The 19,717-nt window shown below is 71.6% G+C and carries 17 protein-coding genes; 16 read left to right on the forward strand and 1 reads right to left on the reverse strand.

What is annotated here, in order from left to right; genetic code table 11:
• Positions 1–54 precede the first annotated feature (54 nt).
• The gene (locus ACFZDL_RS11790; protein WP_353592891.1) at positions 55–612 is read right to left on the reverse strand and encodes a carbonic anhydrase; all 558 of its coding nucleotides are present in this window, start codon (positions 610–612) and stop codon (positions 55–57) included.
• A 406-nt stretch (positions 613–1,018) separates the two neighbouring features.
• Between ACFZDL_RS11790 and rsmH the strand changes: the two genes are divergently transcribed.
• From rsmH to ACFZDL_RS11870, 16 genes are all read left to right on the forward strand, one after another.
• Positions 1,019–1,981, forward strand: coding sequence for a 16S rRNA (cytosine(1402)-N(4))-methyltransferase RsmH (rsmH, locus tag ACFZDL_RS11795; RefSeq protein WP_353592892.1), 963 nt, complete (start codon positions 1,019–1,021; stop codon positions 1,979–1,981).
• 241 nt (positions 1,982–2,222) lie between these two features.
• Positions 2,223–2,780: a septum formation initiator family protein gene (locus ACFZDL_RS11800; protein ID WP_353592893.1), complete on the forward strand. Its 558-nt coding sequence runs from the start codon at positions 2,223–2,225 to the stop codon at positions 2,778–2,780.
• A gap of 85 nt (positions 2,781–2,865) precedes the next feature.
• Positions 2,866–4,845, forward strand: coding sequence for a penicillin-binding protein 2 (locus ACFZDL_RS11805; RefSeq protein WP_353592894.1), 1,980 nt, complete (start codon positions 2,866–2,868; stop codon positions 4,843–4,845).
• Between the two features lie 203 nt (positions 4,846–5,048).
• Positions 5,049–6,677 (forward strand): UDP-N-acetylmuramoyl-L-alanyl-D-glutamate--2,6-diaminopimelate ligase, encoded by a 1,629-nt coding sequence (locus ACFZDL_RS11810; protein WP_353592896.1) that lies wholly within the window; start codon positions 5,049–5,051, stop codon positions 6,675–6,677.
• 62 nt (positions 6,678–6,739) lie between these two features.
• The gene (gene murF, locus ACFZDL_RS11815; RefSeq protein ID WP_353592897.1) at positions 6,740–8,182 is read left to right on the forward strand and encodes a UDP-N-acetylmuramoyl-tripeptide--D-alanyl-D-alanine ligase; all 1,443 of its coding nucleotides are present in this window, start codon (positions 6,740–6,742) and stop codon (positions 8,180–8,182) included.
• Positions 8,183–8,190: 8 nt separating this feature from the next.
• The gene (mraY, locus tag ACFZDL_RS11820; protein ID WP_353592898.1) at positions 8,191–9,258 is read left to right on the forward strand and encodes a phospho-N-acetylmuramoyl-pentapeptide-transferase; all 1,068 of its coding nucleotides are present in this window, start codon (positions 8,191–8,193) and stop codon (positions 9,256–9,258) included.
• Entirely contained in the window at positions 9,243–10,694 is a 1,452-nt protein-coding gene (gene murD / locus ACFZDL_RS11825) for a UDP-N-acetylmuramoyl-L-alanine--D-glutamate ligase (RefSeq protein WP_353592899.1), read from the forward strand. The genes mraY and murD overlap by 16 nt, the downstream gene beginning before the upstream one ends.
• A gap of 54 nt (positions 10,695–10,748) precedes the next feature.
• Entirely contained in the window at positions 10,749–12,377 is a 1,629-nt protein-coding gene (gene ftsW / locus ACFZDL_RS11830; protein WP_353592900.1) for a putative lipid II flippase FtsW, read from the forward strand.
• Between the two features lie 6 nt (positions 12,378–12,383).
• Positions 12,384–13,478, forward strand: a complete 1,095-nt coding sequence (gene murG, locus ACFZDL_RS11835; protein ID WP_353592901.1) for an undecaprenyldiphospho-muramoylpentapeptide beta-N-acetylglucosaminyltransferase — start codon at positions 12,384–12,386, stop codon at positions 13,476–13,478.
• 66 nt (positions 13,479–13,544) lie between these two features.
• Positions 13,545–14,342 (forward strand): FtsQ-type POTRA domain-containing protein, encoded by a 798-nt coding sequence (locus ACFZDL_RS11840; RefSeq protein ID WP_353592902.1) that lies wholly within the window; start codon positions 13,545–13,547, stop codon positions 14,340–14,342.
• A 299-nt stretch (positions 14,343–14,641) separates the two neighbouring features.
• Complete coding sequence (ftsZ, locus tag ACFZDL_RS11845) at positions 14,642–15,883, forward strand: cell division protein FtsZ (protein WP_353592903.1); 1,242 nt, start codon at positions 14,642–14,644, stop codon at positions 15,881–15,883.
• A 44-nt stretch (positions 15,884–15,927) separates the two neighbouring features.
• Entirely contained in the window at positions 15,928–16,659 is a 732-nt protein-coding gene (pgeF, locus tag ACFZDL_RS11850) for a peptidoglycan editing factor PgeF (protein WP_353592904.1), read from the forward strand.
• Between the two features lie 3 nt (positions 16,660–16,662).
• On the forward strand, positions 16,663–17,382 hold the full coding sequence (locus tag ACFZDL_RS11855) for a YggS family pyridoxal phosphate-dependent enzyme (protein ID WP_353592905.1): 720 nt from the start codon (positions 16,663–16,665) through the stop codon (positions 17,380–17,382).
• Between the two features lie 123 nt (positions 17,383–17,505).
• Positions 17,506–18,120, forward strand: a complete 615-nt coding sequence (locus ACFZDL_RS11860) for a cell division protein SepF (RefSeq protein ID WP_353592906.1) — start codon at positions 17,506–17,508, stop codon at positions 18,118–18,120.
• A gap of 73 nt (positions 18,121–18,193) precedes the next feature.
• Complete coding sequence (locus ACFZDL_RS11865) at positions 18,194–18,490, forward strand: YggT family protein (protein ID WP_014180455.1); 297 nt, start codon at positions 18,194–18,196, stop codon at positions 18,488–18,490.
• A 49-nt stretch (positions 18,491–18,539) separates the two neighbouring features.
• Positions 18,540–19,682 carry a DivIVA domain-containing protein gene (locus ACFZDL_RS11870; protein ID WP_353592907.1) on the forward strand — a complete coding sequence of 381 codons (1,143 nt, stop codon included), beginning with the start codon at positions 18,540–18,542 and terminating at the stop codon, positions 19,680–19,682.
• The last annotated feature ends 35 nt before the right edge of the window (positions 19,683–19,717 follow it).

The raw sequence follows: 19,717 nt of genomic DNA on the forward strand, positions 1-19,717 counted from the left end.
GATAACCCGGAGTGATTTGTCGGGACTGGAGGGTTTTGAGGAGTTAAAACGGGCTCACTCGCGTGGCGCCACCTCGCGCAGCAGACCGGTCTTCACGTCGAAGACGAAGCCGCGCACATCATCCGTGTGGAGCAGGAACGGGGAAGTGCGCACCCGCTGCATCGACTGGCGTACGTCGGCGTCGAGGTCCTTGAAGGCCTCGACCGCCCAGGACGGCCGCTGGCCGACCTCGTCCTCCAGGTCGTGCCGGAAGTCCTCGGTCAGGTTCAGCAGGCCGCAGCCCGTGTGGTGGATGAGCGCGACGCTGCGGGTGCCCAGCGCGCGCTGGCTGATCGTCAGGGAACGGATGACGTCGTCGGTGACGACACCGCCCGCGTTCCGGATGGTGTGGCAGTCGCCCAGCTCCAGGCCGAGCGCCTCGTGCAGATCGAGACGCGCGTCCATGCAGGCGACCACGGCGACGCGCAGCACGGGGCGGGCGTCCATGCCGGGGTCCTGGAACTCGGCGGCATAACGGCGGTTGGCCTCTACGAGGCGATCGGTGACCGTACCTCCCGTGCGGGCGGCGCTGTCGGCGGACTGGGGCAGCGGCTGCGGCGCGGATATCGACATGGCTGGAACACTACCTTCCACCAGGGGATTTTGTCTTTTCTTTAGATAGGGCAAACGGGTGCATCGGCAGGCGCACGGCCATCCGTGTGAGAGACCCCACACCGGCGGCGCCCGCCCCTCCGTGCGCCCGCCGCACGTGTTCGACACCCGCGCCGGGCACGGTGGCCGGTTGGTTGACCGAAGGGACGAGTGGACTAAAGTGGCGCGAAGTGGGAGGCCTGACGCTCCCCAAGGATCCCGGAATTTCGCGTGAGCGCGGTGCGTACGTACCACTCGGCCTCCTCCCGCTCCGGCCGCCTGACGTCACTTCCCCGGCGCCAGTAGGTCACTTCCCCTTCAGAGCGGGTGGGGACCCGGCGGTGCGTGCCCTCCTCGCCCGACCCGCAGAAGGGCGCACGAGCAGCGCATGAGCAGCAACGCTCTCCACGTCCCCGTCATGCTCCAGCGCTGCCTGGACATGCTCGCCCCCGCCCTGGAGCGGCCCGGAGCGGTCGTGGTGGACTGCACCCTGGGCCTCGGCGGGCACAGCGAGGCGCTGCTGCGCACCTTCCCCGAGGCCAGGCTGGTCGCCCTCGACCGCGACCCGGCGGCGCTCCAGCTCTCCGGCGAACGCCTGGCCCCCTACGGCGACCGGGCGACCCTCGTGCACGCCGTCTACGACGAGCTCCCCGACGTCCTCGCCCGGCTCGGCATCCCGCGCGTCCAGGGGATCCTCTTCGACCTCGGCGTGTCGTCCATGCAACTCGACGAGGCCGAGCGCGGTTTCGCCTACGCGCAGGACGCGCCGCTGGACATGCGGATGGACCAGACGACCGGGATCAGCGCGGCCGAGGTGCTCAACACCTACCCACCGGGCGAACTGGTGCGCATCCTGCGGACGTACGGCGAGGAGAAGTTCGCCAGGAAGATCGTGGACGCCGTGGTGCGCGAGCGGGCGAAGGAGCCCTTCCGTAACAGCGCCCGGCTGGTCGAACTCATCCGTGAAGCCCTGCCGCAGGCGGCCAAGCGCACCGGCGGCAACCCCGCCAAGCGCACCTTCCAGGCGCTGCGGATCGAGGTCAACGGCGAGCTCACGGTCCTGGAACGCGCGATCCCCGCAGCCGTCGCGGCCCTCGCGGTCGGCGGCCGCATCGCCGTCCTCTCCTACCAGTCGCTCGAGGACCGCCTGGTCAAGCAGGTACTCGGCGCCGGCGCGGAGTCCACCGCACCCCCCGGCCTGCCGGTCGTCCCCGAGCGCTACCAGCCCCGCCTCAAGCTCCTCACCCGCGGCGCGGAACTTCCCACGGAAGAAGAAATCGCCGAAAACCGCCGCGCCGCCCCCGCCCGCCTGAGAGGCGCGGAGCGCATCCGCGAGGAGGTCGCGCCGTGAGTGCCACACACGCCGTCGCCACCGGGCGGCGGGTGGCAAACCTCGCGGGTGCGCCGTGCGGGGGTGGGGACGAGTGCGTTGGCGCTGCGGGTGCCGTTGCCGGGCGGCGGGCGGCAGTGGTGCCCGCGCCGTCGCTGCGCGGGCGGGGAGACGAACGCTTCCGCGCCGCGGGCGACGTGCGCGCGGCATCGGGGGCGCGTGGCCGGGGCGTGAAGGGTGATGGGGACAGGGGGACGTGGTGATGGCCGGGGGGACGAGGGTGGCGCGGCGGACGCCGTTTGTGTTGCTGGTCGTGGTGTTGCTGGGATCCGGGCTGATCGCGCTGTTGCTGCTCAACTCCTCGCTCAACCAAGGGTCCTTCGAGCTCAGCAGGCTGGAGAGGCAGACCACCGAACTCTCCGATGAGCGGCAGGCGCTGCAGCAGGAAGTGGACAGGCTCTCCGCGCCGGACGCGCTGGAGCGGCGGGCCCGGGAGCTCGGGATGGTGCCGGGTGGCAGCCCGGCGTTCCTGAACCCGGACGGCAGCGTCAGGGGCGCGCCCGCGCCCGCTTCCGGCGGGCCCTCGGTGTACCGCGCCCCCGGGGCGCCGCTGCCGTCCCCGCCCGCCGCGGCGCCCTCGGCCCAGGCGTCCGCCCCCGGCCCCACGGCCGCATCGCCGTCGTCGACCGCGCCGGGCGCGGTGTCCGACGACGCCGAGGTCTCCCCGACGCCCTCGGCGGCGCCGCCCGCCGACGGCGCCGCGACGGCCACCGCGCCCGGCGCCGCTCCGTCCGCGAACTCCACCCCCGCCCCTCGGTAGGTGACACGGTGACGCGACCCTCTGCCTGCGCCAGGACCGTCTGCGCCAGGACCGTCCGCGCCAGGACCGGTCCCGGGACGACGGCGTGACGGCCCCGCGCGACCCCCGCCGCCTGCCCGGCCCCGGCGGACCGTCGCGGGGCGACGGCCGCCCGCGCCAGGGCGCGCCGCGCCGGCCGGGCGACGCACGCCCCGCCCCGCGGCGGTCCGCCGGGGCCGCCCGGCCGGGGAACGCCGCATCCCCGCTGCGGCTGGGCAGCCCGCGCCCACGGCTGCGGCTGATCAGCCTCGGCCTCACCCTGATCATGCTGGTCTTCGTCGTACGGCTGCTGCAGGTGCAGGCCGTCGACGCGGGCGCGTACGCGGCGAAGGCCAATGTGAACCGCTACATCCCGGTCACGCTGGCCGCCGAGCGCGGCTCGATCACCGACCGCCACGGCGTCGACCTGGCCACCACCGTGGACGCGTACGACATCACCGCCGCCCCCGACCTCCTCACCCCCCAGACGGCCAAGACCGACGACGCGCCGCGCCAGGCCGCCGCGCTGCTCGCGCCGATCCTCGGCGAGGACCAGGCGGAGCTGGAGCGGAAGCTCACCGCCAATCCGAAGTCGAAGTACGTGGTGCTGGCCCGCCAGCAGTCCCCCCAGGTGTGGAAGCAGATCAAGGACCTCAAGAACGCGCTGGACGACGCGGCGGCCAAGGGCAAGGGCGTGAACGTCCTGGCCGGCGTCAACCGCGAGGCGCACAGCAAGCGGGTCTACCCGAACGGGGACCTCGCCGCCGGGGTGCTCGGCTTCGTGGACGCGGAGGGGCACGGCGCCGCGGGCGTCGAGCGGGAGCTGAACAAGCAGCTCGCGGGCAAGGACGGCAAGCGGGTCTACGCCCAGTCCGGCGGCCGCCAGGTGCCCACCGGGGACGTCAAGGAGCAGCCCGCGGTGCCCGGCAGCGACGTCGAGCTGACCATCGACCGCGACATCCAGTGGGCCGCGCAGAGCGCCATCAGCGAGCAGGTGAAGAAGTCCAGGGCGGACCGCGGCTATGTGGTCGTCCAGGACACCCGCACCGGTGAGATCCTGGCGCTGGCCAACGCCCCGGGGTTCGACCCGAACGACATCTCGGGCGCGAACGCGGACGCCATGGGCAACGCCGCGCTCTCGGACGCGTACGAGCCGGGCAGCGTCAGCAAGCTGATGTCGATGGCCGCCGTCCTGGAGGAGGGCGTCGCCACCTGGGACACCCATGTGGTGGTCCCCAACCGGCTGCCGCGCGCGGACCGCGCCTTCGCGGACGACATCGACCACCCCACCTGGTACCTCACCCTCAACGGGGTGCTCGCCAAGTCCAGCAACATCGGCACCATCCTCGCCACCGAACAGCTGGGGAAGAACCAGAAGCAAGCCGACCGGATTCTCTACTCGTACCTGCGGAAGTTCGGGATCGGCAGCTACACCGGGCTCGGCTTCCCCGGCGAGACCCGGGGCATCCTGGCCAAGCCGGAGGACTGGAGCGCCTCACAGCAGTACACGATCCCCTTCGGCCAGGGGCTCTCGCTCAACGCCGTACAGGCGGCCTCCGTCTACTCCACCATCGCCAACGGCGGCGAACGCGTCCAGCCCTCCCTGGTGCGCGGCACCCAAAGCTCCGGAGACCGCTTCACGGCCGCGCCGCCCGCCAAGCGGACCCGGGTGGTGAGCGAGAAGACCGCGAAGACGCTCGCCTCGATGCTCGAGTCGGTCGTCGACGACCAGCAGGGCACCGGGACCAAGGCGAAGATCCCCGGCTACCGGGTCGCGGGCAAGACCGGCACGTCCAACCGGGTGGACCCCAAGACGGGCCGCTACCACGGCTACACCGCCTCCTTCGCGGGCTTCGCGCCCGCCGACCAGCCGCGGGTGACCGTGTACTGCGCCGTCCAGAACCCGACCAAGGGGAGCTACTTCGGCGGCCAGGTCTGCGGGCCGGTCTTCAAACAGGTCATGGAGTTCTCGCTGAAGACGCTGCAGGTGGCCCCGTCAGGGAAGCGGGCGGCGCGGCTGCCGGTCAGCTACAGCCCCGGCCGATGACGGTCAAGCCGTGACCGAGACCACTCCACTCCCGCGCGCAGGCACCCCTCGCCCGCCCGTCTCCCACCACCACCCTCAACCGTCTGCGCTGCGCGCAGGCACCCCTCGCCTGCCCGTCTCCCACCACCACCCTCAACCGTCTGCGCTGCGCGCAGCACCCCCTCATTTCGCGGGGGAGCGGGTGCGGCGGGTAGTCTCACGCCGTGCCCCACGCTGATCAGTCTCAAACCTCCCAGCCCTCGCAGCCGCCCACTCAAAAGGGCGGCCCCTCGGCCTACCCGGGAGCGCCCCGGCCCCTCCAGGTCCGCGCCACCCCGCTCCGGGAGCTGGCCGATCAGCTGGGCCTCGACGCCCTGAAGGCCCCCGAGGAGGCGGCCGTCACCGGCATCACCCACGACTCGAGGGCCGTGCGCCCCGGTGACGTCTACGCGGCCCTGCCCGGCGCCCGCCTCCACGGCGCGGACTTCGCCGCCCAGGCCGCCGACCTCGGCGCGGTGGCCGTGCTCACCGACCCGGGCGGCGCCGAGCGCGCGGCGGCCACCGGGCTGCCGGTCCTGGCCGTCGAGAACCCGCGCGGCCGGATGGGCGCGCTGGCCGCTACGATCTACGGCGAGCCGGGCCGGGACCTGCTGCAGATCGGCATCACCGGCACCTCGGGCAAGACCACGACCGCCTACCTCGTCGAGGGCGGGCTGAAGGCGGCCGCCGCCAAGGGCGACGGCTCGCTCACCGGCCTCATCGGCACCGTCGAGTCGCGGATCGGCGACGAGCGGATCAAATCCGAGCGCACCACCCCCGAGGCCACCGATCTGCAGGCCCTCTTCGCGGTGATGCGCGAGCGCGGGGTCCGCTCGCTGGCCATGGAGGTCTCCAGCCACGCCCTGGTGCTCGGCCGGGTCGACGGCTGCGTCTTCGACGTCGCCGTCTTCAACAACCTCAGCCCGGAGCACATGGAGTTCCACTCCGGCATGGAGGACTACTTCCAGGCCAAGGCGCAGCTGTTCACCAAGGCGCGCAGCCGCGCCGCGGTGATCAACCTGGACGACGAGTACGGCAAACGCCTGGTGGACCTCTCCGAGGTCCCGGTCACCACCTTCTCCGCCGAGGGCCACCCCGACGCCCACTGGCGCGCGGCCGGCGTGACGGTGGGCCCGCTCGGCTCCGAGTTCACCATCGTCGGTCCGAACGGCGAGTCCGTGACCGCCGCCGCGCCCCTCCCGGGCGCCTTCAACGTCGCCAACACGCTCGCCGCCGTCGTGGCGCTCGCCGTCGCCGGGATCGACCCGCAGACCGCCGCCGACGGCGTCGCGGCCGTCCCCGGGGTGCCCGGCCGGCTTGAGCGCGTGGACGCCGGACAGCCGTATCTCGCGGTTGTGGACTACGCACACAAGACGGACGCCGTCGAGTCGGTCCTGCGCGCCCTGCGCAAGGTCACCGAGGGCAGGCTGCACGCCGTCCTCGGCTGCGGCGGCGACCGCGACCCGCAAAAGCGCGGCCCCATGGGCGCCGCCGTCGCCCGTTACGCCGACACCGCCGTGCTGACCTCCGACAACCCCCGCTCCGAGGACCCGCTGGCGATCCTGGCCACCATGCTCGCGGGCGCCGCCGAGGTGCCCGTACACGAACGCGGCGATGTGCTGGTCGACGCCGACCGGGCGCAGGCCATCGCCGCCGCCGTCGCCCGCGCCGAGCCCGGCGACACCGTCCTGGTCGCGGGCAAGGGCCATGAGCTGGGTCAGGACATCGCCGGGGTGGTACGCCCCTTCGACGACCGCCAGGTACTGCGCGAAGCCATCGAGCTCGCCGTCAAACGCCAAGACAACCAGGGATGACAGACCGCCATGCGCGCACCAGCCCCCTCCCGGCAGCTTCCCCGCACGGCCGGAGGTGATCAGTGATCGCCCTGTCCCTCGCCGAGATCATCGGCATCGTCGGCGGGCAGCCGCACGACATACCGGACACGGACCTGAAGGTCACCGGCCCCGTCGTGATCGACTCCCGTGAGGTGCGCCCGGGCGGCCTCTTCGCGGCGCTCCCCGGCGAGCGCGTGGACGGGCACGACTTCGCGGCCCGCGCGGTCGAGGCGGGCGCCGTGGCGGTGCTGGCCGCTCGGCCGGTCCCGTCCGCCGCCGCGGACGCGCCCGTACCGGTCATCGTCGTGCCCGACGTCCAGGCCGCCCTGGGGGTGCTGGCCCGCGCCGTCGTACAGCGCCTGGACGCCACCGTGGTCGCGCTCACCGGCTCGGCGGGCAAGACCAGCACCAAGGACCTGATCGCGCAGCTGCTGCGGCGGCACGGCCCCACCGTGTGGACGCCGGGCTCGCTCAACAACGAGATCGGCCTGCCGCTGACCGCGATGAGCGCCGACGAGACGACCCGCCACCTGGTGCTGGAGATGGGCGCCCGGGGCAAGGGCCACATCCGGTACCTGACCGACCTCACCCCGCCCCGCGTCGGCCTGGTCCTCAACGTCGGCACCGCCCACATCGGCGAGTTCGGCGGCCGTGAGGCGATCGCCGAGGCCAAGGGCGAGCTCGTCGAGGCCCTGCCCGCCGCCGCGGAGGGCGGGATCGCGCTGCTCAACGCCGACGACCCCCTCGTACGCGCCATGGCGACGCGCACCAAGGCCCGCACGGTGCTGTTCGGCGAGGCCGCCGATGCCGACGTACGTGCCGAGAATGTCCGGCTCGCCGACGGCGGTCGGCCGTCCTTCACCCTTCACACCCCTACCGGGTGCAGTGAAGTGACCATGCGCCTGTACGGTGAGCACCACGTGTCGAACGCGCTTGCCGCGGCCGCCGTCGCTCATGAGTTGGGCATGTCCGTCGACGAGATCGCCGTGGCGCTCTCCGAGGCGGGTCAGCTCTCCCGCTGGCGGATGGAGGTCACCGAGCGCCGGGACGGCGTGACGGTCGTCAACGACGCCTACAACGCGAACCCCGAGTCCATGCGAGCCGCGCTGCGCGCGCTGGTCGCGATGGGCACGGCCGGCCAGGCGGAAGGGGGGCGCACGTGGGCGGTGCTGGGCCCGATGGCCGAGCTCGGCGAGGAGTCACTGGCCGAGCACGACGCGGTCGGGCGGCTGGCCGTCAGGCTCAACGTCAGCAAGCTCGTGGCGGTCGGCGGCCAGGAGGCCGCATGGCTCGACATGGGCGCCAAGAACGAGGGTTCGTGGGGTGAGGAGTCGGTGCACGTGTCCGACGTGCGGGCGGCGGTCGATCTGTTGCGCAGCGAGCTGCGACCGGGGGACGTCGTGTTGGTGAAGGCATCCAGGTCGGTGGGGCTGGAGCGGGTCGCGCAGGCGCTGCTCGAGGGCGAGGGTGAGGTCGTCCGCTGATGGGTGGCATGAGGCAGATCCTCTTCTCGGGAGCCATCGGGCTCTTCCTGACCCTGATCGGCACCCCGCTGCTGATCAAACTGCTGGCGCGCAAGGGCTACGGCCAGTTCATCCGGGACGACGGCCCGCGCACCCACGGCAGCAAGAAGGGCACGCCCACCATGGGCGGCATCTCCTTCATCCTGGCCACGCTGATCGCCTACGCCCTGACGAAGGTGATCACCGGCAGCCAGCCCACCTTCTCCGGTGTGCTGGTGCTCTTCCTGTTCGCCGGCATGGGCCTGGTCGGCTTCCTGGACGACTACATCAAGATCGTCAAGCAGCGGAGCCTGGGTCTGCGCGCCAAGGCCAAGATGCTGGGCCAGCTGATCGTCGGCGTCGCCTTCGCGATCCTCTCGCTGAACTTCGCCGACTCCCGGCAGCAGACCCCCGCCTCCGACCGGCTCTCCTTCGTCCAGGACTTCGGCTGGTCCTTCGGTCCGGTGATCTTCGCGATCTGGGCGCTGTTCATGATCCTGGCGATGTCGAACGGCGTGAACCTCACCGACGGCCTCGACGGCCTGGCCACCGGCGCCTCCGTGATGGTCTTCGGCGCCTACACCTTCATCGGCGTCTGGCAGTACCAGGAGTCCTGCGCCAACGCGCAGACCCTCACCAACCCCTCGTCCTGTTTCGAGGTCCGCGACCCGCTCGATCTCGCGGTCGTCGCCTCCGCGCTGATGGGCGCCTGCTTCGGCTTCCTGTGGTGGAACACCTCGCCCGCGAAGATCTTCATGGGTGACACCGGCTCCCTCGCGCTCGGCGGGGCGCTCGCCGGCCTGGCCATCTGCTCCCGCACCGAGCTGCTGATCGCCATCCTCGGCGGCCTGTTCGTCCTGATCACCATGTCCGTGGTCATCCAGGTCGGCTCCTTCCGGCTCACCGGGCGGCGCGTCTTCAGAATGGCGCCGCTACAGCACCACTTCGAACTCAAGGGGTGGAGCGAGGTCCTTGTGGTGGTCCGGTTCTGGATCATCCAGGGCATGTGCGTGATCGTCGGACTCGGCCTCTTCTACGGGGGATGGCGAGCCCAGTGACACTGGACGTCTCCGACCTCGCCGGGCGGCATGTCACCGTCGCCGGACTCGGCGTCTCCGGGGTCCCCGCGGCGCGTGCGCTGCGGGGCCTCGGGGCCACGGTGACCGTCGTCAACGGCAACGACGGCGAGCGGCAGCGCGCCGAGGCGGCCGAACTGGAGGCGCTGGGCGGCGTCACGGTCCGGCTCGGCGACGGGGACACACTTCCCCAGGGCGCGGAGCTGATCGTCACCACGCCCGGCTGGAAGCCGAGCAGCCCGCTGTTCCAGGCCGCCGCCGAGGCCGGCGTGCCGGTGTGGGGCGATGTCGAGCTGGCCTGGCGGCTCAGGAAGGCCGACGCGCCGCCGTGGCTCGCGGTCACCGGCACCAACGGCAAGACCACCACCGTGCGCATGCTGGCCGCCATCCTGGAGGCGGCCGGGCTGCGCACCGCCGCGGTCGGCAACATCGGCGTCTCGCTGCTGGACGTGGTGCTCGGCGAGGAGCCGTACGACGTCCTGGCCGTCGAGCTCTCCAGCTACCAGCTGCACTGGGCGCCGTCGCTGCGCGCCCACTCCGGCGCCGTGCTCAACCTCGCGCCCGACCACCTCGACTGGCACGGCTCGATGGCGGCGTACGCGGCCGACAAGGGCCGTATCTACGAGGGCAACCAGGTCGCCTGCGTCTACAACGTCGCCGACCCGGCCACCGAGGACCTGGTGCGCGCCGCCGATGTCGAGGAGGGCTGCCGGGCGATCGGCTTCACCCTCGGCACGCCCGGCCCCTCCCAGCTCGGCGTCGTCGAGAACATCCTGGTCGACCGGGCCTTCGTGGCGAACCGGCAGAAGCAGGCCCAGGAGCTCGCCGAAGTCCGTGATGTGAACCCGCCGGCCCCGCACAACATCGCCAACGCCCTCGCGGCGGCCGCCCTGGCCCGCGCCTTCGGCGTCCCGCCCACCGCCGTACGGGACGGGCTGCGCGCCTTCCGGCCCGATCCGCACCGCGTCGAGCACGTCGCGGACGTGGCGGGGGTGGCGTACGTGGACGACTCCAAGGCCACCAACACCCACGCGGCCCAGGCGTCGTTGGACAGCTTCGATCCCATCGTGTGGATCGCGGGCGGCCTGGCCAAGGGCGCCACCTTCGACGAGCTGGTGGTCGCCTCGGCGAAGCGGCTGCGCGGGGTCGTGCTGATCGGCGCCGACCGGGCCCTGATCCGCGAAGCGCTCGCGCGACACGCGGCAGATGTCCCGGTCGTGGACCTCGACCGGACCGACACTGGGGCGATGGCGGCGGCTGTCCGGGAAGCGGCCCGGCTCGCCCGGCCGGGCGATACGGTCCTGTTGGCCCCGGCCTGCGCCTCGATGGACATGTTCGCCAACTACAACAAGCGGGGCGACGCCTTCGCCGCGGCGGTTCACGACCTGGCCTCGGGCCGGGTCCCGGACGATCAGTAACCCGCCGGTCCCCCGCGCGGACCGCTCGCGCGGGGACCTTGGAGGGGATACGACATGACGGCTGACCAGCCCGCCGCGCCGCGACCCTGGAGGCCCGGCCGCCCGGGCACCGGCCGCGGCGCGCCACGGTCCCAGGCGGCTCCCCGGGACCGGACGACCCCGCGGGCCCAGCCTGCCTCGCGGGAGCGCGCGGGCGCACGGGAGCGGGCCGCCGCGCCGGAGCGGGCGGCCGCGCGCCAGAGCGGCGCCGCGCGTCAGGGCGCGGTGGGGCGCAGGCGCGTGGCGGGGAGCGAAGGGACGGCCGCGAAAAAGGGGGCGGCCCCCCGGGAGCGGACGGCCGCGCGCGAGCGGGCCCCGCGCTTCACACGCCCCGAGCGCGGCCCGGGCGCCCCCCGCCCGCCCCGCCGCCCCACCCGCGGGAGCGTGCTGGAGGCGCTGCGCGGAGCGCAGACGCGGCTCAGAAAGGCGTGGGACCGGCCGCTGACCGCGTACTACCTGATCATGGGCGGCAGCCTGCTGATCATCGTGCTCGGCCTGGTGATGGTCTACTCCGCCTCCCAGATCAAGGCGCTGCAGTCGGGGCTGGCCCCCTCCTACTTCTTCCGCAAGCAGCTGCTCGCCGCCGTGCTGGGCGGTGCGCTGCTGCTGCTCGCCGTGCGCATGCCCATCAAGCTGCACCGCGCCTTCGCCTATCCGCTGCTCGCGGGGTCGGTCTTCCTGATGTGCCTGGTGCAGGTGCCGGGGATAGGGGTGGCGGTCAACGGCAACCAGAACTGGATCTCCTTCGGCGGCCCGTTCCTGCTGCAGCCCTCCGAATTCGGCAAGCTCGCGCTGGTGCTGTGGGGGGCCGATCTGCTGGCCCGCAAACAGGACAAGCGGCTGCTGGCCCAGTGGAAGCACCTGCTGGTCCCGCTGGTGCCCGCGGCGGCCCTGCTGCTCGGCCTGATCATGCTGGGCGGGGACATGGGCACCGCGATCATCCTCACCGCCATCCTCTTCGGCCTGCTGTGGCTGGCCGGCGCCCCTACCCGGCTGTTCGCCGGGGTGCTCGCCTTCGCCGTGGCGATCGGTGTGCTGCTCATCAAGACCAGTGCCAACCGGATGTCCCGGCTCGCCTGTATCGGGGCCACCGAGCCCGGTCCGGGCGATCAGTGCTGGCAGGCGGTGCACGGGATCTACGCCCTCGCCAATGGCGGCTGGTTCGGTTCCGGACTGGGCGCAAGTATGGAAAAATGGGGCGAACTACCCGAACCGCACACCGACTTCATCTTCGCCATTACCGGGGAGGAACTCGGCCTCGCGGGGACGCTGTCGGTGCTCGTCCTCTTCGCGGCTCTAGGCTATGCGGGTATCCGCGTGGCCGGACGCACGGAGGACCCCTTCGTGAGGTATGCCGCGGGAGGCGTGACCACCTGGATCACGGCCCAGGCCGTGGTCAACATCGGCGCGGTGCTCGGTCTGCTGCCGATCGCCGGGGTCCCGCTCCCGCTGTTCTCCTACGGAGGGTCCGCCCTGCTGCCGACCATGTTCGCGATCGGCCTGCTGATCGCCTTCGCGCGGGCGGAGCCGAGCGCGCGGGCGGCGCTGGCCACGCGGCAGCCTGCTTTGCGGAAGAAGCTGGCTCGGGTGAGACGGAAGACGATGAGACGGCGCGTCAAGAAGCGACCGTCCGGAGAGCGGTGAATTTCGGTGCATGTCGTACTCGCCGGTGGGGGGACCGCCGGCCACATCGAGCCCGCGCTCGCCCTCGCGGACGCCCTGCGCAGGCAGGATCCGACCGTGGGGATCACGGCGCTCGGCACGGAGCGGGGGCTCGAGACCCGGCTCGTGCCCGAGCGGGGTTACGAACTCGGGCTGATCCCCGCCGTGCCGCTGCCGCGCAAGCCCACCCCTGAGCTGATCACCGTCCCCGGGCGGCTGCGCGGCACGATCAAGGCCGCCGAGCAGATCCTGGAGCGCACCAAGGCCGACTGCGTGGTCGGCTTCGGCGGCTATGTGGCGCTGCCGGGCTATCTGGCGGCAAAGCGGCTCGGGGTGCCCATCATCGTCCACGAGGCCAACGCCCGGCCGGGCCTCGCCAACAAGATCGGCTCCCGGTACGCCAAGTTCGTCGCGGTCTCCACCCCGGACAGCAAGCTGCGCGGCGCCCGCTACGTCGGCATCCCGCTGCGCCGCACCATCGCCACCCTCGACCGGGCGGCGGTCCGCCCCGAGGCGCGCGCCGCCTTCGGCCTCGACCAGAACCTGCCGACGCTGCTGGTCTCCGGCGGCTCGCAGGGCGCGCGCCGGCTGAACGAGGTGGTCCAGTCGGTCGCCCCGTTCCTGCAGCGGGCCGGAATCCAGATCCTGCACGCGGTCGGACCGAAAAACGAACTGCCACGCGTGGACAACATGCCCGGTATGCCACCCTATGTGCCGGTACCGTACGTGGATCGGATGGACCTCGCGTACGCCGCGGCGGACATGATGCTCTGCCGCGCGGGCGCGATGACCGTCGCCGAGCTGTCCGCCGTCGGGCTGCCGGCCGCCTACGTCCCGCTGCCCATCGGCAACGGCGAGCAGCGGCTCAACGCCCAGCCGGTGGTCAAGGCCGGCGGCGGGCTGCTGGTCGACGACGCGGAGCTGACCCCCGAGTGGGTCCAGTCCCATGTGCTCCCCGTGCTCGGCGACCCGCACCGTCTGTACGAGATGTCCCGGCGCGCCGCCGAGTTCGGCCGCCGGGACGCCGACGAGCTGCTGGTCGGCATGGTGTACGAGGCAATCGCGGCACGCCGCCAGATGTGAGGCGGGGCCGGTCCGGAGGGCGACCTCAAGGACCCCTCCGGACCGGAAGAAGGAAGGTGGGCAAGCGTGGCCGGAGCGACGACCGCCAAGGGCGGTGCCCGAAGGACACCGCCGCCCGGCCCGCCCCCGCCCGCCCTCAAGGCGCGCCGCCGCCTCCGGCTGCCCCGCCGCCGCACGGTGCTGGTGACGGGGGTGGCGACCGTGCTCCTCGGCTCCGGCGTCACCTGGCTGCTGTACGGGTCGAGCTGGCTGCGGGTCGAGCATGTGGCCGTCAGCGGTACGGCCGCCCTGACCCCGGACGAGGTGCGCGAGGCCGCCGCGGTCCCGCTGAACGAGCCGCTGGCGGCGGTGGACACCGACTCCGTCGAGCACAGGCTGCGGGCGCGGCTGTCGCGGATAGCGGAGGTGGACGTCTCGCGCTCCTGGCCGGACACCATCGCCGTACGGGTGACCGAGCGCAGGCCCGAGGCGATCGTCCAAAAGGACGGCAAGTTCCTCGAAGTAGACGAGGAAGGCGTGCTGTTCGCGACCGTTCCACAGGCGCCGAAGGGCGTTCCGCTGCTGGAAGTGGACGCGGACCGGTCGCCGAGTTCCCGCCATTTCGGCGCGCCCAGGCTGCGCCGTGAGGCGGTCGGCGTGATCGCTCAACTGCCCGAAAAGGTCCGGGCGGAGACCCTTTCGATCCGCGTCCGTTCCTATGACTCCATCGCGCTCGGGCTGACCCGCGGCCGCACGGTCGTATGGGGCAGCTCCGAGCGCGGGGCGGCCAAGGCGAAGACTCTGACCGCGCTCATGAAGGCCGTGCCGGACGCGGAGCGCTACGACGTCAGTGCGCCGACCGCCCCTGCGGTGACGCGCGGTTGACGTATACAGCGAGACCGCGCAGGAAGAGGGGCCGCAGGCCAGGACCCTGGTTGGCTAGTCCGCTGGGTGATCACATAGGGTGAAAAGAAAAACGGGAGGTTCGGCGTGTTCGTTGAACGCGCGCCACTTGTCGACTTAGTGTCCTGTTCCGAAGACTCCGGGAAACAGAGGCACTGGTAACCCTAAACTTCAGCGTTAGGGTTGGGGTCGGCGATCAGAACCGTCCCATTCGGCATCAGTCGGCGCACCGCGGCAACGGCGGGGTGGCGACACGTAACTCGAGGCGAGAGGCCTTCGACGTGGCAGCACCGCAGAACTACCTCGCAGTCATCAAAGTCGTCGGCATCGGCGGCGGTGGCGTGAATGCCATCAACCGGATGATCGAGGTCGGGCTCAAGGGCGTCGAGTTCATCGCGATCAACACCGATGCGCAGGCCCTGCTGATGAGTGACGCGGACGTCAAACTCGACGTCGGCCGCGAGCTCACCCGCGGCCTCGGCGCCGGCGCCAATCCCGAGGTCGGCCGGAAGGCCGCCGAGGACCACCGCGAGGAGATCGAGGAGGTCCTCAAGGGGGCCGACATGGTCTTCGTCACCGCGGGCGAGGGCGGTGGCACCGGCACCGGCGGCGCGCCCGTCGTCGCCAACATCGCCCGCTCGCTGGGCGCACTGACGATCGGTGTGGTCACCCGTCCGTTCACCTTCGAGGGCCGCCGCCGCGCCAATCAGGCCGAGGACGGCATCGCGGGGCTGCGCGACGAGGTCGACACCCTCATCGTGATTCCGAACGACCGGCTGCTGTCCATTTCGGACCGTCAGGTGAGCGTGCTCGACGCGTTCAAGTCCGCGGACCAGGTACTGCTGTCGGGCGTCCAGGGCATCACCGACCTGATCACCACCCCGGGTCTGATCAACCTCGACTTCGCGGACGTCAAGTCCGTGATGTCCGAGGCGGGCTCGGCGCTCATGGGCATCGGCTCGGCCCGCGGCGACGACCGCGCGGTGGCCGCCGCCGAGATGGCGATCTCCTCGCCACTGCTCGAGGCCTCCATCGACGGTGCGCGCGGTGTGCTGCTCTCCATCTCCGGCGGCTCCGACCTCGGCCTGTTCGAGATCAACGAGGCCGCCCAGCTGGTGAGCGAGGCCGCGCACCCCGAGGCCAACATCATCTTCGGCGCGGTGATCGACGACGCGCTCGGCGACGAGGTCCGGGTCACCGTGATCGCGGCCGGCTTCGACGGCGGTCAGCCGCCGGCCAAGAACCGCGACAAGGTGCTCGGCTCCTACGGCGGCGGCAGCCGCGACGAGGGCCTCGGCCCGGTCGGCGCCGGCACCGGCCGTTCGTCCTCCGACACCGGCAGCCGGCCGTCCTTCGGCGGGCTCGGCAGCGTCACCCCGCGCGAGGAGGAGCCCGCGCCCGAGCCGACCCCCGTCGCCGAGGTCCCGGCGCCCGCCCCGATGCCCACTCCCCAGGTCCCGCCGGCCCGTCCGTACCCGGAGAGCCAGGCCGAGGAGCTGGACGTGCCGGACTTCCTCAAGTGAGCCGTGCGGGCATGGCTCCACGGCGATCCTGAAGCGATCCAGAAGTGATAGCGCAACAGCACGACGCGAGCGGCGCGCACTTCGCCTTCACCGACCGGTGGGGCGGAGTGAGCGCCGCTCCGTATGACCAGCTCAACCTCGGCGGCGCGGTCGGCGACGACCCCGCGGCCGTACGGACCAACCGTGAACTGGCGGCCAAGGCGCTGGGCCTGGACCCGGCCGAGGTCGTCTGGATGAACCAGGTGCACGGCCGGGACGTGGCCGTGGTCGACGGGCCGTGGGGGGACCGCGAGGTCCCGGCGGTCGACGCGGTGGTGACGGCCCGTCGGGGGCTCGCCCTCGCCGTCCTGACCGCCGACTGCACCCCGGTACTGCTGGCCGACCCCGTGGCCGGGGTCGCCGGGGCCGCGCACGCGGGGCGGCCGGGCCTGGTCGCCGGGGTGGTGCCTGCGGTGGTGCGGGCGATGACCGAACTGGGCGCGGACCCCGCCCGGATTCTCGCCCGTACGGGCCCCTCGGTCTGCGGGCGCTGCTACGAGGTCCCCGAGGCGATGCGCGCCGAGGTCGCGAAGACCGTGCCCGCGGCATGGGCCGAGACCAGTTGGGGCACTCCGGCGGTGGATGTGACCGCCGGTGTGCGCTCCCAGCTCGCGCACGCGGGCGTGAAGACGGAAGAGCACCCCCACGTCTGCACCCTGGAATCCACGGACCACTTCTCGTACCGGCGCGAGCGCACCACGGGGCGGCTCGCGAGCTATGTCTGGTTGGGCGGCTGAACTGTGACCGATCGCAGAACGGAACTGGCCGAAAATCTTGCTCGCGTGGAGGAACGTATCTCTGCGGCTTGTGCTGCTGCTGACCGCAAACGTGAAGAAGTCACGTTGATTGTGGTGACCAAGACCTACCCGGCGAGCGATGTCCGGCTCCTCGCGGAACTCGGCGTGCACCACGTGGCAGAGAACCGCGATCAGGACGCAGCTCCCAAAGCGGCCGAATGTGCTGATCTTCCGTTGATTTGGCACTTTGTTGGGCAATTGCAGACCAATAAGGTGCGTTCCGTCGCCAGTTATGCCGATATGGTGCAATCCGTCGACCGCAAGCGGCTGGTTGACGCGCTCTCGCGCGCGGCGGTGGCGGCCGGCCGTGAACTGGGCTGCCTGATTCAGGTGGCTCTCGACGCGGAGTCGGGTCAACAAGGAAGCCGGGGAGGTGTCGCGCCGGACGCGGTGGATGCCCTCGCCGACGCGGTGGTCGAGGCTCGGGGGTTGCGGCTGGACGGTCTGATGACGGTGGCTCCGCTGGCCGGACCGTACGAGGGGCGGCCGCGGGCCGCCTTCGATCGGCTGATGGAAATCTCATCCCGCCTGCGCGCGAACCATCCTGCTGCGAACATGGTCTCGGCGGGGATGAGCTCGGATCTCGAGGACGCGGTGGCCGCCGGTGCGACACATGTGCGCGTCGGCACGGCGGTACTCGGAGTCCGACCCAGGCTCCGGTAACGTCGCGAAGAAGTCGGACCACAGCACAAAATATGGTCATTCCCGTCAAAAGGCGGGCAGGCCGCGTGGATCCAAGGCATCCGGTGGCGGAGCCGATCCACCACAGAGCGGAGGACGCAGAGAATGGCCGGCGCGATGCGCAAGATGGCGGTCTACCTCGGCCTCGTGGAGGACGATGGGTACGACGGCCGGGGATTCGACCCCGACGACGAGTTCGAGCCCGAACCGGAGCCCGAGCGGGATCGTCGCAGGCATCAGGTGGCGGAAACCGAGCCGCGGCCGGAGAGGGGCGAATCTGTACGAGTCGTCCATCCCCCGGCGCAGCGTGAACCCGCCCCGCTCGTAGCGGAAACCGGGCGACCCGCGCGAATCGCCCCCGTGGCATCCATCACACCTGAACGTCAGAACTTGGAGAAGAACGCGCCGGTGATCATGCCCAAGGTCGTGTCCGAGCGAGAGCCGTACCGCATCACGACGCTGCACCCCAGGACCTACAACGAGGCCCGTACTATCGGGGAACACTTCCGTGAGGGCACCCCGGTGATCATGAATCTCACGGAGATGGACGACACGGACGCGAAGCGACTTGTCGACTTTGCGGCCGGACTCGTGTTCGGTCTCCATGGGAGCATTGAGCGGGTGACTCAGAAGGTGTTTCTGTTGTCTCCTGCTAACGTCGATGTCACGGCGGAGGACAAGGCCCGTATCGCAGAGGGCGGGTTCTTCAACCAAAGCTGAGACGCAACACGGCAACACCGAGTCATCAACAGGCCGTACGGCCGAGCACGCAAGGGGAGAGGGACACAGCGGGATGGGCATCGCACTGCAGGTGATCTACATCGCGCTGTATTGCTTCCTGATCGTGCTGATCTTCCGGCTGGTGATGGACTACGTCTTCCAGTTCGCCCGCTCGTGGCAACCCGGCAAGGCGATGGTGGTCATCCTGGAGGCCGCCTACACTGTCACCGATCCGCCGCTGAAGCTTCTGCGGCGGTTCATCCCGCCGTTGCGTCTCGGGGGTGTGGCGCTCGACCTGTCCTTCTTCGTTCTGATGATCATCGTCTGGATCCTGATCACCGTCGTCCGCAATTTTGCGAGCAGCGTGTGAACGATACGGTCTTGCCGATTGCCGACGACTACGTTGAGGTGAGTTAGAGATGCCGTTGACCCCCGAGGACGTGCGGAACAAGCAGTTCACGACCGTCCGCCTCCGAGAAGGCTATGACGAGGACGAGGTCGATGCCTTCCTCGACGAGGTCGAAGCCGAACTGACCCGGCTGCTGCGGGAGAACGAGGATCTGCGGGCCAAGCTGGCCGCCGCGACCCGCGCCGCCGCGCAGAGTCAGCAGCAGAACATGCGTAAACCTCCGGAACAGCAGGAGCGGCCCGGCGCACCTGTGCCCGCCGCCATATCCGGACCGCAGCCCGTGCCGCCCGGCCAGCAGCAGATGGGTGGCCCGCCCCAACTTCCGGGCGGTGCCCCGCAGCTGCCGGCAGGCCCGATGGGTCAGGGCGGACCGGGTCCGATGGGCCAGGGCGGCCCCGGTCCGATGGGGCAGGGCGGCCCCATGGGACAGAACGGCCCGATGGGGCAGGGCGGTCCGATGGGCCCCGGTGGCCCCATGGGCGGTCCGATGGGCGGCCCCGGCGGCCCGCAGCTGCCGCAGCCGGGCCAGGGCCCGGGCGGCGACAGCGCCGCGCGCGTGCTCTCGCTCGCGCAGCAGACCGCCGACCAGGCGATCGCCGAGGCCCGTTCCGAGGCCAACAAGATCGTCGGTGAGGCCCGCAGCCGCGCCGAGGGCCTGGAGCGGGACGCCCGCGCCAAGGCCGACGCGCTGGAGCGGGACGCGCAGGAGAAGCACCGCGTCGCGATGGGCTCGCTGGAGTCGGCCCGCGCCACGCTGGAGCGCAAGGTCGAGGACCTGCGCGGCTTCGAGCGCGAGTACCGCACGCGGCTGAAGTCGTACCTGGAGAGCCAGCTGCGCCAGCTGGAGAACCAGGCTGACGACTCCCTGGCCCCGCCGCGCACCCCGGCGACCGCCTCGCTGCCGCCGTCCCCGTCCATGACCGGCTCCATGGCCTCGGCCGGCGCGAGCACGATGGGCGGCCACACCATGGGCGGCAACCAGCCCATGGGCGGCCACACCCAGGGCGGCGGCGCGCCGTCCTACGGCGGTCAGCAGCAGATGTCCCCCGCGATGACCCAGCCGATGGCCCCGGTGCGCCCGCAGGCCCCGCAGCCGATGCAGCAGGCACCGAGCCCCATGCGCGGCTTCCTCATCGACGAGGACGACAACTGACGCGGCGGCGCGCGGCGTAGCGCGCAGTCGTCGGC

This window comes from Streptomyces sp. NPDC007917, from assembly GCF_042959105.1.
Lineage (GTDB): Bacteria > Actinomycetota > Actinomycetes > Streptomycetales > Streptomycetaceae > Streptomyces.

Bases quoted from the DNA above. Each gene is read 5' to 3' on its own strand.
- ACFZDL_RS11790 (WP_353592891.1), bottom strand. From the start codon at position 612: ATGTCGATATCCGCGCCGCAGCCGCTGCCCCAGTCCGCCGACAGCGCC.
- rsmH (WP_353592892.1), top strand. From the start codon at position 1,019: ATGAGCAGCAACGCTCTCCACGTCCCCGTCATGCTCCAGCGCTGCCTG.
- ACFZDL_RS11800 (WP_353592893.1), top strand. From the start codon at position 2,223: ATGGCCGGGGGGACGAGGGTGGCGCGGCGGACGCCGTTTGTGTTGCTG.
- mraY (WP_353592898.1), top strand. From the start codon at position 8,191: ATGAGGCAGATCCTCTTCTCGGGAGCCATCGGGCTCTTCCTGACCCTG.
- murD (WP_353592899.1), top strand. From the start codon at position 9,243: ATGGCGAGCCCAGTGACACTGGACGTCTCCGACCTCGCCGGGCGGCAT.
- ftsW (WP_353592900.1), top strand. From the start codon at position 10,749: ATGACGGCTGACCAGCCCGCCGCGCCGCGACCCTGGAGGCCCGGCCGC.
- ACFZDL_RS11860 (WP_353592906.1), top strand. From the start codon at position 17,506: ATGGCCGGCGCGATGCGCAAGATGGCGGTCTACCTCGGCCTCGTGGAG.
- ACFZDL_RS11865 (WP_014180455.1), top strand. From the start codon at position 18,194: ATGGGCATCGCACTGCAGGTGATCTACATCGCGCTGTATTGCTTCCTG.
- ACFZDL_RS11870 (WP_353592907.1), top strand. From the start codon at position 18,540: ATGCCGTTGACCCCCGAGGACGTGCGGAACAAGCAGTTCACGACCGTC.